The organism is Mesorhizobium sp. WSM4842, assembly GCF_055901575.1.
Window position 1 is genome coordinate 5,163,200 of the sequence record NZ_CM148372.1, and the last position, 15,322, is coordinate 5,178,521.

At 62.2% G+C, this 15,322-nt stretch carries 14 protein-coding genes; 5 read left to right on the plus strand and 9 right to left on the minus strand.

Going from position 1 to position 15,322, the window contains the following annotated elements; genetic code table 11:
- Positions 1 to 9: 9 nt before the first annotated feature.
- On the minus strand, positions 10 to 435 hold the full coding sequence (locus AC0NIE_RS25125; RefSeq protein ID WP_473489295.1) for a DUF6074 family protein: 426 nt from the start codon (positions 433 to 435) through the stop codon (positions 10 to 12).
- Between AC0NIE_RS25125 and gltS the strand changes: the two genes are divergently transcribed.
- Together gltS and AC0NIE_RS25135 are read left to right on the plus strand one after the other, a co-directional pair.
- On the plus strand, positions 389 to 1,633 hold the full coding sequence (gene gltS / locus AC0NIE_RS25130; RefSeq protein WP_473489294.1) for a sodium/glutamate symporter: 1,245 nt from the start codon (positions 389 to 391) through the stop codon (positions 1,631 to 1,633). The two genes, AC0NIE_RS25125 and gltS, sit on opposite strands and share 47 nt — an antisense overlap.
- A 276-nt stretch (positions 1,634 to 1,909) precedes the next feature.
- Entirely contained in the window at positions 1,910 to 3,217 is a 1,308-nt protein-coding gene (locus tag AC0NIE_RS25135) for a hypothetical protein (protein WP_473489293.1), read from the plus strand.
- A 1,037-nt stretch (positions 3,218 to 4,254) separates the two neighbouring features.
- Here the strand turns inward: AC0NIE_RS25135 and AC0NIE_RS25140 are convergent.
- Complete coding sequence (locus tag AC0NIE_RS25140) at positions 4,255 to 4,821, minus strand: NnrU family protein (protein ID WP_474044203.1); 567 nt, start codon at positions 4,819 to 4,821, stop codon at positions 4,255 to 4,257.
- A gap of 768 nt (positions 4,822 to 5,589) precedes the next feature.
- Between AC0NIE_RS25140 and AC0NIE_RS25145 the strand changes: the two genes are divergently transcribed.
- Complete coding sequence (locus tag AC0NIE_RS25145) at positions 5,590 to 5,814, plus strand: dihydrofolate reductase family protein (RefSeq protein WP_473489866.1); 225 nt, start codon at positions 5,590 to 5,592, stop codon at positions 5,812 to 5,814.
- Here AC0NIE_RS25145 and AC0NIE_RS25150 read toward each other — a convergent pair.
- From AC0NIE_RS25150 to AC0NIE_RS25175, 6 genes are all read right to left on the minus strand, one after another.
- On the minus strand, positions 5,796 to 6,509 hold the full coding sequence (locus AC0NIE_RS25150) for an ABC transporter ATP-binding protein (RefSeq protein ID WP_027156099.1): 714 nt from the start codon (positions 6,507 to 6,509) through the stop codon (positions 5,796 to 5,798). The two genes, AC0NIE_RS25145 and AC0NIE_RS25150, sit on opposite strands and share 19 nt — an antisense overlap.
- A complete protein-coding gene (locus AC0NIE_RS25155) occupies positions 6,506 to 7,246 on the minus strand; it encodes an ABC transporter ATP-binding protein (RefSeq protein ID WP_473489880.1) in 741 nt (246 codons plus the stop codon). Before AC0NIE_RS25155 ends, AC0NIE_RS25150 begins: the two co-directional genes overlap by 4 nt.
- Before the next feature lie 2 nt (positions 7,247 to 7,248).
- Positions 7,249 to 8,235, minus strand: coding sequence for a branched-chain amino acid ABC transporter permease (locus AC0NIE_RS25160; RefSeq protein WP_473489867.1), 987 nt, complete (start codon positions 8,233 to 8,235; stop codon positions 7,249 to 7,251).
- A gap of 13 nt (positions 8,236 to 8,248) precedes the next feature.
- Positions 8,249 to 9,121: a branched-chain amino acid ABC transporter permease gene (locus tag AC0NIE_RS25165; RefSeq protein WP_473489868.1), complete on the minus strand. Its 873-nt coding sequence runs from the start codon at positions 9,119 to 9,121 to the stop codon at positions 8,249 to 8,251.
- A 178-nt stretch (positions 9,122 to 9,299) separates the two neighbouring features.
- A complete protein-coding gene (locus AC0NIE_RS25170) occupies positions 9,300 to 10,571 on the minus strand; it encodes an amino acid ABC transporter substrate-binding protein (RefSeq protein ID WP_473489869.1) in 1,272 nt (423 codons plus the stop codon).
- A 262-nt stretch (positions 10,572 to 10,833) separates the two neighbouring features.
- Positions 10,834 to 11,721 (minus strand): LysR family transcriptional regulator, encoded by an 888-nt coding sequence (locus AC0NIE_RS25175; RefSeq protein WP_473489870.1) that lies wholly within the window; start codon positions 11,719 to 11,721, stop codon positions 10,834 to 10,836.
- 164 nt (positions 11,722 to 11,885) lie between these two features.
- Between AC0NIE_RS25175 and AC0NIE_RS25180 the strand changes: the two genes are divergently transcribed.
- Positions 11,886 to 12,782 (plus strand): MBL fold metallo-hydrolase, encoded by an 897-nt coding sequence (locus tag AC0NIE_RS25180; protein WP_473489871.1) that lies wholly within the window; start codon positions 11,886 to 11,888, stop codon positions 12,780 to 12,782.
- Positions 12,783 to 13,247: 465 nt separating this feature from the next.
- Here AC0NIE_RS25180 and AC0NIE_RS25185 read toward each other — a convergent pair whose 3' ends face one another.
- Complete coding sequence (locus AC0NIE_RS25185) at positions 13,248 to 14,066, minus strand: phosphosulfolactate synthase (RefSeq protein WP_473489872.1); 819 nt, start codon at positions 14,064 to 14,066, stop codon at positions 13,248 to 13,250.
- Positions 14,067 to 14,182: 116 nt separating this feature from the next.
- On the opposite strand from AC0NIE_RS25185, the gene AC0NIE_RS25190 reads away from it, so the two are divergent.
- Complete coding sequence (locus AC0NIE_RS25190; protein WP_473489873.1) at positions 14,183 to 15,322, plus strand: CapA family protein; 1,140 nt, start codon at positions 14,183 to 14,185, stop codon at positions 15,320 to 15,322.

Here is a 15,322-nt window from a genome sequence, read left to right on the forward strand (position 1 = left end):
CAATCGATTTCATGCTGCACCATTGGTTTCGGGTTTACGATAATTCCGGATTCGGCCGAAAACCTCGTCGGCAAACGCCCGAAGTTCCTGGTCAATGACCTCGTCGGCCAGGCCAGCGGACACCATTTGCGTCCGCATGCCCGCGATGACTTGTTTCCAATAATGGTTTCCACCCTTTCCGGTTCGATCAGACAACACTTCGACGGTCCGACGGATCTTCCCGACGCGTCGAACGGTTGGAAACAGGAACCCGGATCCTCTTGGCCTGCAAGGTTTTGCTCTTCCGGCCAAGTGCCGCGTCCGATATGCTAGGACGTCTCCTCGCAGTGTCAGCAAACCAGGCGGCCTGAAGACCGCCTGTCGCTCCAGGGGCCGGGGAATTGAGCCGATGGCCGCGGACCATGTTGAATTCTCGGAACTTGCAACGCTGATCATTGGTCTGATCGCGTTGGTCGCGGGCACCCGAATCCGTCAAATGGTTCCAGTGCTGAAACGCATCGACATGCCCAACGCCGTGATCGGTGCCATGATAGTGGCTCTGCTGGTTCTCCTTGCTCATGTCATGTTCGGAACTGAGGTCGCCTTCGGCACAAAGCTCCGCGATCTTCTGTTGCTTGTCTTCTTCACGACGATCGGCCTGTCGGCGAAGTTGAAAGCGCTGCGAGCCGGCGGCCGTCCATTGGTCATCCTCTGCGCGGTGACAGTGCTTCTGCTGGTCTGCCAGAATCTGGTTGGCATCGGTGTCGCTACGGCTTGGGGAGCACACCCCTTCTACGGGCTCCTTGCTGGGAGCCTTTCCTTCGTCGGTGGGCCAGGGACGGCACTTGCCTGGGCGAAGGAGGCGGAAGCCGTCGGGCTTCAGAACGCGCAAGCGGTCGGAGCAGGAGCGGCGACTCTTGCGGTCATCACTGGCGCTCTGGTGTCGGGACCCATTACCGGTTGGCTGATCGGGCGTCATAAACTCTCCCCGGTTGCGGCAACGCAGATTGATGTCTCCTTCGCCGAGCCACAAAAAGACACACCAGCAGCAGTTTCAGGAGGATCGCTCGAGAGTATTCTGGCGACCATCCTGATTGTTGCGGTATCGGTCCTTCTTGGCGACAAGCTCAATAGCTGGGCCAAGGACGCAGGATTATTGCTGCCTGGCTTCCTGTCGGCGATGCTTGCGGGAGTTTTCCTGTCGAACCTTGTTGACTGGACTCGCATCCGGCTGGACTTCGAGCCGATTCAAAAGGGCGGCGAGGTCGCTCTGAACCTGTTTCTGGTGCTCAGCCTCATGAGCACAAAGCTGATTGCCGTTGCCGCTATCCTCGGACCACTTTTCGTCAACGTACTGCTGCAGATCATCGTTATCGTGGCGATTGCCTATTTCGTTCTATTCCGGTTGCTGGGCCGTGACTATGAGGCAGCGGTTACGGTCGGTGGTTTCCTCGGCTTCGGGATATCTTCAATGCCCGTCGCGATGGCGACCATGGACGAGGTGGCGCGCCGTTACGGTCCAGCCCCGAAGGCGTTCTTGCTGATCACCCTGGCCGGATCGTTCTTCGTCGATCTTGCCAATGCTCTCGTTGCGAAGGCATTCCTGGCGTTGCCACTTTTCGACATGAATGCCCTGGGCATCGCAGGACACTGATTTCCGACAAATGCGGTCGAACGAGCGGCAACCTGTCGACTGGCGTAGCGACGCCGCTAGCCGCCCTAAAGCGGACTCGCTATGCTTGTTGCAAGTTCTGTCGGCCTCATAGGCAGCGGCGATCTTCGCGCGGTTCAAAAGCAACAGGTGAATGCGCATTGGGCGCAGCTGGTTTGCTGCTCGTTCAGAGCGTACAACTCGCCCAGCGGATCAATTTGCACCTGGCGTTGGGCGGCAGTATTGAGACGCAACCGCAGTCCACCGCAGAGACCCGCCATGAATCATACCGATGCGACTGGCCGATCGGATAACGCCGTTGCTGACACGCATCGGAAGGCGCTGGAGGTCAATCTCGACGCAACGAGTTTCGGCTCGTTCGCCGAGATCGGCGCGGGTCAAGAAGTGGCGCGATGGTTTCTGCGCGTTGGCGCCGCGTCTGGCACGGTGGCCAAGACCGTCTCAGCCTACGACAAGGAAGTGAGCGACGACCTTTACGGCTCCGGAACACGCTACGTGTCCAGGCCGCGGCTTGAGACGATGCTTGATTGTGAATGGAAATCGCTTGTGCAACAGGTCGGTGATGCGCGCGGCAAAGATACGCGCTTGTTCGCTTTCGCCGATACCATCGCCGCCCGCAACTTTGCGGGCACCAACGATTGCCACGGCTGGATCGGCGTCCGCTTTCAGGATCACCCGCGGGCTGAGGCGAGCGACATTCTGCTGCACGTAAACCTTCGCAATAATGCCAACCTGCTTCAGCAGGAGGCGGTGGGCATTCTCGGTGTGAACCTGCTGCATGCGCTGCTGAATGAGCGGGCAGCCCCCGGTGATTTGCCTGCGAGGATGTTCGACAACCTTGCAAATGATCGCCTCGAAATTGATCAGATCGTGATGCGAGGCCGCGCGTTCGCGGGTTGCGACATGCGCGAACTGCACATGGCCTTGGCACGTGACGGTCAGGCTGAGGCGGTGATGCTGGACGGTGACGATGCGGCCGTCGCCGCCAACGAATTTCTTTATAAGAAGGCTGTGGCTATCGTACCGTTGGCGAGCGACCCGCGAGACGACCTTTCAGCGGAAGCGATTGCGGCGTGCCTGGAAACGCTCCGCCGCGAGGTCGCCGGGAATCCTGAGGTGAAGGATGTCATCGATGTGCGCCTGATGGTCGTCGATTCTGATGCTCCGCTGCCTTCAATGGGCAAGGGCGCAGCGATGATGACGCGGCATCGCCAGTTGTACCGTGCCACCGCATTTGCGCGTCGATATACGCAGGCTCCGTTGCGTTTTGCCGTGCCGCTGCCTGCGTTGATACGGATTTTCGACGATGTGAGATACCAGCACCTGGAAGGCCGCCTGCTCGAGGGTATCGCGCGGCTTTTCGGCTCCAACGTACGTGTACTGGCCTACCCATGCCCTCGCGAGGAGTTGCTTCCCCTGCTCGAAACTGAGCTGGGACGCGGATGGGAGGTTGACGGTAGCCGGCAATGGATAACTGCCGATCAGTTGCGCCCCGCACCCCCTCTACTGCATCTTTATGAATATCTGCTGGCCAGTGGCTTCCTGGTTGCGATACCTCCCAGCTAGCGATGGTATGTCGTGCAGACGTCTCAACACTCCCACTCTGCTACGATGAAACCGTCGAATGGGCCATTGTCGTTTGGCAGCGTAGCTTACGGTGAGGCGTTCAAATAGATAGCTGAATGAGATGTTGGGTTTCCGAAAGTCGAGCAGAAGATAGCCACAGAAAACGCCTGATGGGCAGCGGAAATCAGACCTACGACATCGGCGCGGTCGTTGCGCTCTGGGCCGACAAGTTCAGTGCGCTCGGACCCCGCGCGGGGCAAAGGGCCGGGCAGAAAAGCTTGAATTGTTCGACGGTTGGGCGCTGGATAGCGAGACAGCGGCCGACGAGCGACCACCGGAACTGGCTTCCGAGGCGCTGAAGGGGGAGAAATCGTGGACACGACGGCGGAAACGGACGTTACTTCGTTGATTTCGGGCTTCGAACAGCTCGCCGAGCGTTTCGTCTCCGGACTGTTCGCGCGGTTTGCCGCTTTGAGCGACGTCCCCGTCGAGCTTGAACGCCTGAGGGCCTCGCTGGCGGCCGGGGGAACATCTCTGCTTGGGCTCCTGTTCGAGATTGTGTTGGTTGTTGCGCTCGTCGCGGGCGTGTTCATCCTGCTCGCCCGGCGGTTCAAGAAGGCGAGTGCCACAAGTAGTGCATGGCGCAGATTCTTCGCGGGCGTGGCGGCTACTGTGGTGGCGCTGGTGATCGGTTTCATTGCTGCGCGGCTGCTGGCCGGTTCTGGCGTGCCTTTGCAAACCTTTCGCCTTTGGACGGTGGCGACCGTGCTCGGCTTCATCATCCTCGCCGCCGTCAGATCACTCTTGATGGCATCGCGGCGAACCGAGTTCGCGGAGCGCTCCGTCCATCTGGCGGCGCTCGTGCACGACCTCTTGCTTGCTATTGGCTTGGCGATCATCGGCGTTGCGATCAAAATTCAGATGTGCCGACCTTATGCCAAGCATTGGTTCACTGTGGCGTCTGCGAGGCGCTCGATCCGCGGCAACTGGTGGGATTCGCCAGGACATCCTCGAAGGCGCGCCGTCGCTGCGGACGTTCAAGCGAAGGGCGAGACTCCGAACAGCCAGCCGTGCAGCCAGAGCCCGAACAATGCGAAAGCCACCAAGCCGATGCCCACAGCAATCAGGTCGCTACGCGGTCGCACGACCGCGGGTGCCGGATCGCCGCGTGGAATGACGGCAATGAGATCGACAATCGCGTAAACCAGAAACGCTCCGAAGACTAGGAGCGAGGCAAGGTCGCCATTGGCCAGGAGGTGGCCGATGGCCCAAAGGATGATGCCCACCAGCATCGGGTGCTTCAGCCGATGCTTGATTGAACCCGTGGGCAAGTAAGCGGCTGCCAGAAAGACGAATGCGGCGAGCACCAACACCGACGGGACATGGCGGCCCCAAGAGGGCGGCTCGTAGATCTCAGGCGCATTGGGCCGATAAAGACTCCAGCCCCAGACGATCAGCACGAAGCCGATGATCGATAGGAGCGAATAAAGTCCCTTCCAGCGCCGCTCGTTTGTGGCGATTTGCGCATCACGAAAGCTGCCGGCGGCGATCCGAACAGAATGGATTCCGAAGAAGATCACGAGGCCGAAAACCAGTACTAGCATAACACCTCCGAGGTTCGGCGCGTCGGCGGGAAGGAAGGCTTGCTTACGCTCTCGCTCGAGTTGCCGGCTGCATATGCGCAAAACGGATTCTGCGAACGAGATGGTCAGAGTAATATATCAGGGACCCGCAATCTTGGAATGGGCGAAGCTGCCGATTGGCACGGCACAGCGGCATCGCCTGCGCGCAGGTTCTTCGCGTTCAGCACGGAACCGCCCCGGTGAATGCCTGTGGCGACGTTCCGTTCACATAAATTGCATGAGGGCAACGGGCGGGCGGCGCTGTAGCGTTCGATATGCCCGTTCTCGTCGTCACGGCATCCAAGGCTGAGCGGTATGCTGCTTCGACCTAATTGCCGGCCCTCCGCACATGCTACATGAAGGTCCGGAAATGGTCGAACACGACCTTGAGTTTGACCAGCCTATAGATCCGTTTCTGGCGCAACCACGACCCTTCTTGGGATGTCGGCTTTCAGGAAGGGGCAATGCTGATCTCAATGTCCGATTTTAGGCGCAAAGCTGTCATGCACGGCTCCGTTTGCGAGAGTCTGCTTCGGGTCAAAAGCGGCCATCGCAGACAAACAAGCACCGACCGCCCACCACCGCTTCGCGCTTCTCCTGCCGGTTGGAATTGGCGCCGGGCACCAGGTCGACTGAGATCGACGCTTGTGTCTGACATCGACCAAAAGGCTAACAAAGCGCCGCGCTATTTTTCACGGAGCGTGTCGCAGAAGTCCCGCGCCATCCGTCCTCCATCAAAAGGAGAGCGCCATGCGAAAACTCATCGTCACCGAATTCATCAGCGTCGATGGCATCGCCGAGGTCGAGAAGCTGCCCAGCGTGACCTGGAACGAAGAAATGCAAAGGTTCAAGGAGGACGAGCTTGCCGACAGCGGCGCCATGCTTCTGGGGCGCACGACCTATGAGATTTTTGCCGGCTCCTGGCCTGAGGAAACCGGAGACTTCGCCAAGCGGCATCAGGCGCCGCCCATATAGATGTCCATGATCTGTCGGTCATTGCGGACATCTCCGGGCGTACCTTCGAAGCGCTTTTCTCCGGCGGCCAGGATATAGAGCCGGTCGGCGATCGGCATGGCCTCGCGAATGTTCTGCTCGACCATGAGAATGCCGATGCCGCGCGCGGTCAGCACCTTGATGCGCTCCAGCGTCTCGCTCACCATGGCCGGCGAAAGGCCGGCGGACGGTTCGTCGAGCAGGATGAAACGCGGTTCCGACACCAGCGCGCGCGCCAGCGCCAGCATCGCCTGTTCGCCGCCCGAAAGGGCTCCGGCCGTGGTCTTGCGCCGCCGCGCCAGCGATGGATATTGGTCGACCAGAGCCTCGATGCGCCTGTCCACCAGCTTCCGGTCGGCAATGGCGTAGCCGCCCATGCGCAGATTTTCCATCACCGTCAGCCGTGGAAACACGCCGCCGCCCTGCGGCATCAGCACCAGGCCCTGGCGCACGACTTCATGGACCGGCAAATTGCCGATCGTTTCGCCGCCAAGCCCGATTGTGCCGCCCCATACCGGCAGCGCGCCGGCGATCGCTTTCAGCAAGGTCGACTTACCGCAGCCATTGGGGCCGAAGATGCAGGTGATCTTGCCGGCTTCCGCGACAAGGGAGACGCCATGGACGATCTCCTGCTTGCCGTAGCCCGCAACGACGCTGTCTGCGACCAACGTGCTCATTGCGGACGCCCTAGATAGGTCTGCATGACTTCGGAATTTTGCACGATGTCCTCGAACGCGCCGCTGGTCACCACCCGCCCCGAATCCATGACGATGATGCGGTCGCAGACATTGCGCACCATTTCCATGTCATGCTCGATGACGAAGAAGCTGGTTCCCTGCTCGCGCAGCCTGGCGATCGCTTCCAGTATGATCTTGCGGATGTTGGGGTGGACGCCGGCCGTCACCTCGTCGAGCAGGATGAGGGACGCCTGGCGCATGATCACGCGGCCGAATTCGAGCAGTTTCTGCTGGCCGCCGGACAAGTCGGACGCGCGGTTGTTGGCGACCGGTTCGAGATGCAGCAGCGCCAGCGTCTCGTCCGCCCGCTGGTGCGCGCCATGCCAATGACCCTCGGCAGCCCCGGCCAGAAGGTTCCCACTGACTGTTATGTTCTCGAACAACGCCGGGATCTGAAAGGTGCGCGCGAGGCCGAGGCGGGCTATCGTATAGGCCTTTTTGCCGCCGATCTCATGGCCGTCGAACAGGATCTGCCCGCGATCGGGCGTCTCCATGCCGGCCACGAGGTTGAACAGGGTCGATTTGCCCGAGCCGTTGGGGCCGATGAGGCCGGCGATCTCGCCGCGTCCGACCTCCAGGTCGACGCCGGCGGCTGCCTGGATGCCGCCGAAATGCTTGTGCACGTCGCGAACGAAGAGGATGGGCTGGTCGCCTGGCGCGGGCACTTGCGCAGTCATGCTCACGAGCGTCCTCCCTGGCGGGAGCCGAGCAGGCGTCCGAGCACCGTGTCGAGCACGCTGCCTGATTTCCCGCTTCGCCGCGCAAACAGGCCGGCGATGCCGTTGGGCAGGAACAGCACCACCAGGATGATGGCGGCGCCGAGAATGGCGATATAGAAGGCGGTATCGCCATAGTACATCCAGATAAGCCGGTTGACGAAGAACAGCGCGACGCCGCCGATGGCCGGCCCCCACAGGCTGCCGAGCCCGCCGAGCAGGACCATGACGACCATCTGGTCGGTGATGTCGCCGCCGAACACGCTCTTTGGATTGATGAAGGTCACCCAGTAGGCGAAAATACTGCCGAACACGGAGGCGACGACGGCGCTGAGCATGAAGGTCTGCAACTTGACCAGCGAGGTGTTGATGCCCATGGCTTCGGCCGCCGGTTCGTGGTCCCGTAAGGCCTTGACCTTCAAGCCGAAGCGGGAGCGCTCGAACAGCAACCAGGTGAGGAAATAGGTCAGGACGGCGGCCGCGAACATGGCGAAATAGAAGAAGCGCTCGTTGAGGAAGGGAGGCAGGCCGATACCGCCGGTTCCGCCGGTGAAGTCGACGACGGTGGCGAACTGCATGAGCACTTCGGCGAAGGCCCAGGTGGCGATGGCGAAATAAGCGCCGCGCAGCCGCAATGTCGGCGCGCCGATGACGACCGCAAACAGGGCTGTGACGATCATGCCCATGGGAATGGTGGCGAGGAACGGCACAGCGAAATCCGCGCCCATCAGGAGGGCGGTGGCGTAGGCGCCGATGCCGAAGAAGGCCGAATGGCCGAAATTGATGTAGCCGGCATAGCCGCCTAGCATGTTCCAGGAACAGGCGAGCCCCGCCCACATCAGCGCGCCGGTGGCGATGCGCAGCCAGTAATTGTTGACCAGCACCGGCAGCAACGCCAGCACGACGAGGATGACGACGAGGAGAAGCAGGCCGGCCCAACGATTTTTCATGGTCTGGGCCATCTCACAGTCCGCGCCGCAGGATGCCGCGCGGGGAAACCAACAGGACAAGGAAGAGCGTTGCGAAGATCGCGAGATGCGAGTAGCTGGCTCCGCCATACGTCGCGACAAAGGCTTCGATGACGCCCAGAAGCAGGGCAGCCACAAGCGCGCCGCCCAGCGAGCCCAGCCCTGCCAGCACGGCGACGAAGAAGGCGAACAGCGTATAGCGCAGGCCGATCTCCGGATTGACCGAATAGATGCCTCCCATCAGAACGCCCGACATCGCCGTGATCCCCGCGTAGAGCCCGTAAACATTGGCGCTGAGACGCCGGATGTTGACCCCCATCAAGGCGGCGTTCTGGCGGTTTTCGGCCGTCGCTCGGATCGCCAGCCCGTAGCGCGTGCGAAAGAGAAAGAAAAACAGCCCGCCGGCGATGAGTACCGCAAACGCCGCCGCCGCCACCCGGATCAGGGGAACTGTGACCGGGCCGATCATGATGCTGTGACCGCTGAGCGCCGTCGGCACGCTATGCGTATTGAAACCCCAGACGGTCAGCATTCCGCCGCGCAGCAAGGTGAAGATGCCGAAGGTCAGCGCGAGCGCCATCAGTTCGGGTCGCGCCGTGCGGCTGTTTCGAACATTGTAGATCATCGGCCCCATGAGATAGCCGATCGCGCCGAACAGGACGAAGGCCATCGGCATGGCGAGGAACCCGTCTATGCCGAGAAGGGCCGCCATGTAGTAGGCGAAGTAGCCGCCGAGCACGACCCACGCGCCGACCGCAAAGTCGATGACATGGAGCACGCCGAAGGTCAGTTGGAAGGCGATCGAAAACGTGGCGATGACACCGCCTATCAGCAGGCCGTTGAGCAGGGTTTGAAGAAAAAGATCCAATGGCAAACCTGTCCGTCAGTCCAAGAAATCCGCAACATGCTTTTGGCGCGAGTGCGAATTGACGCCCGCAGTATAAAGCCCAACCTACAGCCGGCCTTTGGAAGAGCCGGCCGCCATCATGCTGCCGCTGCCGTAGCAGGCAACGGCGAATAGCGCCTCCGCTCGCCTCAAGTCGCGATTATTTCCAGGACGGCAACGGGTAGATGAACTCGGCCGCGGCCGCTTCCTTCGGGCCGACAGCGACGGTCTTTCCATCCTGGATCTGGATCACGACTGGCACCGGCTGGATGTTGTCGTGATAGTGGTCGCCTTCCTTCTCGAACTTGATCGGTCCGTAAAAAGTCGTGATGTCGGTGTCGGCGATGGCATCCTTGAGAGCGACGCGATCCTCGGGGGTGAGCGAAGGCTTCTTGCCCAGTCGCTTGGCCGCGTCGGCGAAGACGAGGCCGCTGGCCGAGCAGGCGGCTTCCGTGTAGTCGGGCTCATGGCCGAACTTAGCCTGGGCCCGCGCGACATAGTCCTGTGCGGTGCCGAACAGGTCGTCCTTGTAGGGCACCGTAGGCAGCCATACGGCGACACCGGAGGTGCCGTTCGCATCAGCGCCGAGCGCTTCGGCGAAGGCCGGATTGGTCACGCCGTAATGCATGATCAAGGCCTTCGGCCGATAATTCAGCGATTTCGACGTCTTGACCACATTTATCAGCGGCTCTTCATGCCCGCCCACCGCGACGATGTCAGGGTTGAGGGCGGCGATCTTGGACATTACCGGGGTGAGATCGCCGGAAGCCGGAACGAGCTCGTAGGCGACGACTTCGAGCCCCGCTTCCTTGGCGCCGCGCTGGAAGCCTTCGCCGGTCTCCTTCGAAAAGGGTTCGTTGACCCCGATCACCGCGATCGTCCTCGCCTTCGGGTTTGACAGCGCCGCCAGCACGCCCAGCGACTGGCCGGATGTCGTGTCGACGGAAGGGATGATGCCGAAATTGAATTCGGGCTTGGCCAACCAGACATTGGGCGACTCGGCCGAGCCCGAAATCATCGGCACCTGGTATTTCTGGCAGATCGGCTGAACGGCGATTGTCGAGCCACTGGTGTAGGGGCCGAGCAGGAAATCGACCTCGTTCTGCACGATCAGCCGTTCGGCGGCGTCGGCGCCGGTAGCCGGATTGCTCTGGTCGTCGCCATAGAACATCTCGACCATGAAACGCTCGCCGCCGACCTCGACGCCGCCCTTCTCGTTGGCCGCTTCGGCCCAGAGATCGTAACCGTTCTTGGTCAAATTGCCGCCCGAAATATTCTCGCCCGACAGAGACGTGATGACGCCGGCCTTGAAAGTCGCCGCCTGGGCGCGCGCGGTCCGCACGAACGGCATCGAAATCGTGCCGCTGGCAAGCGCCAGGGCGCTGCCGCCGAGAAATGTGCGTCGAGAAAAGCTTACGTCCTTCTTTGGCATGATGGTCCTCCCGCATTCGGTCCTAAAGTTGCAGGATATGTCCGCACACCACACAAATCTACTGGAAACGCTCGCTGCAGCTCTCTGAAAATCCATACTTGCAGCGCACCACAGCACTTCGTGCTAGTCGTCCATGTGGCGATCCGCGCGACAGATGCCATGTTCGGTCCTCCCTTTCCAATGCCGCTGAGCTTTTCGCGCGCCCGGTCATGGATTTCCGTGACCTCCGGCGTCATCTCCGCCGGCCCGTCCCTCCCCCGCTTCACCCCATCTCCTGCTCAGCCGCGACCAGCATCTCGACAAACCTCGTCACTTTGGGCGGCCGAAAACGTGCGGCCGGGTAGACTGTGTAGATGCCTCCGGAGGGCAGCCGCCACTCGGGCAGGATGTGGACGAGCCGCCCGGCGGCCAGCTCGTCCCGCACCAAAAAGTCCGGCAGCACCGACAGGCCGGCGCCGGCGCGGACGGCGGCCAGCACTGCCGGCGTCGCGTCGATGGCGATCGTTGCCTGCATGCGCACAGCCTCATGCTCGTCGTCGCCGCGCGAGAATTGCCATAGCAGCGGTTCGCGCAGCGCCATGTTGGCGATGAAGGGCAGCCCGGCAAGGTCTTGCGGTTCGCCAGCCGTGAACCGTCCGGCAAACTCGGCGCCGCACATCATGAATTGCCGGAAAGTGCCGATCCGCCGCGCCTGGAGGCTGGAATCGGCCAGCCAGCCGACACGGATCGCCACGTCCATTCCACCAGAAGCCAGGTCGATGGTCTCATCGCCCAGCGTCAGCTCCACCCGGCAGGCGGGATAGCGCGCGCTGAAGGCGGTGACCACCGGCACCACCGCCGACGTGCCGTAGTCGTTGGGCGCCGCGATGCGCAGCGTGCCGGTCGGCTCGGCGGCGGCCTGCGCGAGCTCGTCGAAGGCGTCCTCGGCCTGCTGCAGGACTTGCAGGCAGCGGGCATGGAATGTCCGGCCGGCCTCGGTCGGATGGACCCGCCGCGTCGTGCGGATCAGCAGCGTCGTTCCGACATCGCGCTCCAGCCGCGCCACCTGCTGGCTGACGACCGCCTTGGTGATGCCCAGCCGCTCGGCAGCCCGCGTGAAGGAGCCGGCATCGACCACCGCCGCGAAATAGGCCAGCCGGTTCAGGTTCATGCGTGGCTCATGGCAGGCGCGGCCTCATTGTCAGGCAATTGCATACATTACGTCTATTTTGTTGGCCTTCAATACGCATTCCGCCTCTGCCATCTTCCTGAAATCGAGGCTGCGCGGGAGATGCGCTCGCCGGAATTCCGCATTCTCAAGCCCAGGAGACATCCATGTTCACACGGAGAGCCATCATGAAAACCACCCTCGCCGCCGGCGCCGCCGCCGTCTTCGCTCCCGCCGGGCTTGGCCATGCAGCCGGCGGGCTTTCCTGGAAACATTTTCCTGCCGGCGAAAACGGCTTCTTTCGCGCCCCCGTGCTGATCACCGGGGCTTCCGAGGCGCTGCTGATCGATGACGGTTTCACCTACTCCGACGGCCGCGCCGTGGCCGAGGCGATCAAGGCGACGGGCAAGACGCTCACCACCATCTATGTCAGCCAGTCCGACCCGGACTATTATTTCGGCCTCAAGCCGATCAAGGAGGCGTTCCCGCAGGCACGGGTGATCGCCGCGGCCGATACGGTGGCCGCCATCAACGGCAGCGTCGACAAGAAAATCGCCGTCTGGGGGCCGCAGCTCAAGGAGAATGGTCCGCAGACGCTCGCGGATGTCGTCATCCCCGAAGTCTTCGACGGCAAGACGCTCAGCGTCGATGGCGAGACCATCGAGATCGTCAACGCGGAAGGCCTCGCCAACCGGCGCTATCTCTCGGTGCCGTCGCTGAATGCAGTGTTCGGCGGAGTGATGATTTTTTCGGGCGTGCATGTCTGGACCGCCGACACGCCGACCAAGGAAAAGCGCGCCGCCTGGCTCGCCAATCTCGAAAAGATCGCGGCCGCCAAGCCTGAAATCGTCGTGCCCGGCCACATGACGCCGCAGGCCGCCACCGACCTTTCGGGCGTCGAGCACACCAAAACCTACCTCATTGCCTTCGAGGAAGAACTGGCCAAGGCCAAAGACGCGGCCGCGCTCAAGGGCGCCATGGAGGCCCGCTTCCCCGGCCTCGGCATGGGCGTGGCGCTCGACATCGGCTCCAAGGTCGCCACCGGCGAGATGAAGTGGGGCTGAGGCACGATCTGGGTTCCTCGCCCACCGCGAAGCGGGGGAGAGGTGGCCGCGAAGCGGCCGGAGAGGGGGCTTTCGTAAGGCGCAGTCCCCTCTCCGTCTCGACTTCGCCGAGCCACCTCTCCCCACTTTCGTGGGGCGAGGAACCCAAGCTGGAATGAAGCCGCGATCCAATAGGGATTCTTGCGAAGATGGACCCCCACCCTAACCCTCCCCACAAGGGGGAGGGAATGCTGCCGCGCGCCCTCACTTCCCCTTTGGAAAGACAGGCAATTTGCCGAGGTCAGCGCCAACAGAAGTCTCCCTCCCCCTTGTGGGGAGGGGTTAGGGGTGGGGGTACATCGTAGAGCGAAAGCCTCGGCCCACCTGCGATAGCCCTGGTCTCTATACGGGGAGAAGTGCCCGGCAGGCCGATGAGGGGCAGCGCAAACCTGGAGCGATTGCCATCGCAGTCGTCTCAAACGCCCCTCACCCAACATTCTGAATCCGCCCCCAGGTGCTCTTGGTTCCCCAGATGCCGGAGCGAAGCGCTTCGAGCTGCACGATCTGGCTGTGGTCGACGAACAGATTGATCTCGTTGCCGTAGTTCTTGACGTACCATTCGAAGACCGCCGGGTCGGCGGCTTCGAACATCACCTTTTCCAGGCCGAGCTCGTCGATGATGCGGGCCACCACGTCGGTGCGCCAGGACGTCACGTTTTCGGTGATCCCTTCACTCTCGATCATGATGATGTCGGCACCGGCATCGAGGGCGCGCCCGGCCTGCGCGACCAGCCAGCCGACATCCCTGGTGCCTTCGGCTTCGAGCTCCCTGGCCGACGTGTCACCGCCGGCCCCGAACTGGATGCCGAGCTCCGGCTTGGCTTTGAGCCCGGCCTTTTTCACGGTTTCGACCAGGCGCAGCAGCGCCTCCGTCGGCAGGCTGATGAAGCCGGTGGAGATCTCGATCACATCGAACCCCAGCGCCTTGGCTTCTTCGATGTAGCGGTCGACGGCGTCCGGGCCAAAGCGGAGGACATTCTCGATCCAGCCGCCTGTCGAGACGTAGGCGTCGTGATCATGAGCCAGCTTGTTGATCGATTTCACCGCTTCGGGCGGCATCAGGGCGAATGATCCGCCGGCATACTTGATGCCGTCGATCCAGTTGCCCATGATTTCCAAGACATCGGCCAGATGGCGCGGCCCATAGGCGCTGTAATAGGGCCCGCGAATCTCGGTCAGGCCGGTCTTGCGCGGCTTGGAAGAGCGCGCGGCGCGCGGGATGAAGGAGAAGGCTGTGTCGGTCATTTCAGGCCTCGGCGGTCGGCTCTCCTGCGTTAACGACTGGGCGCGCGATCCGATCCGTGCAAATTGGGCTGGAACCCTCAAGCTCACTGGCTGTTGGCGGGAAAAGGAGGTCTGGGATGGCGCAGATCGCGAACAATGCCGCCGCCGGCGTTCGAAGCAGCGCAAAGCTGTTCCTGTGCGGCGACGTCATGCTCGGACGCGGCATCGACCAGATCCTCGCCAGTCCGGGCGATCCGCACCTTAGCGAGCGCTATGTCAAATCGGCGACGACCTATGTCGAGCTTGCCGAACGCATCAATGGACCGATCCCGAGAAAGGTCGACGATGCGTATGTCTGGGGTGATGCGCTCGCCGAATTGGAGCGTGAAGCGCCCGACGCGCGGATCATCAATCTCGAGACCAGCATTACCACCAGCCTGTCTTTGGCGCCCAAGGGCATCAATTACAAAATGAACCCGGCAAACATCGGCTGCCTGGCGGCGGCGCGGGTAGACTGCTGCGTGCTCGCCAACAACCATGTGCTCGACTGGGATGAGCCTGGCCTCGTCGAAACCCTCGATACGCTCCGGCTTGCCGGCCTCGCCTATGCCGGGGCCGGGCTTGACGCGGATGAGGCGGCGGCGCCTGCCGTCTTTGAACTGACAGGCGGAGGCCGCGTGCTCGTCTTCGGCTTCGCGCTCGGGACGAGCGGCGTTCCAGCTTCATGGGCAGCCGGAGCTTATAAGCCAGGGATCAATTTGCTGGCGGATGTCTCGGCCCGGTCGCTCGCGCAGATCGCCCGATCCGTGGAGGCCATAAAACAGCCTGGCGACCTTGCGGTGGCCTCGATCCACTGGGGCGGCAACTGGGGCTACCAAGTCCCGGTGGAAGAACGCGCGCTTGCTCATGCTCTCATCGATGTTGCAGGTTTCAATGTCGTGCATGGGCACTCCTCCCACCATCCCAAGCCGATCGAAGTCCACAACGGCCGGCTGATCCTTTATGGATGCGGCGACTTCCTCACCGACTATGAGGGGATAACAGGGTACAAAACCTTTCGCGGTGAGCTTGCGCTGATCTACCTGCCGCGGCTCGCGATACCGGACGGTACGCTTGTTTCGCTCGAGCTGGTACCGTTCCAGCTCGCCAGGTTCCGGCTAAACCGCGCCCGGCGCGAAGATGCCGCCTGGCTCGCGGCCATGCTTGAGCGCGAGTGCTCGGCTTTCGGCACGCATGTGGCGCTCGGGAGCGACGGCCGTCTCGCCGTCCTTTGGTGA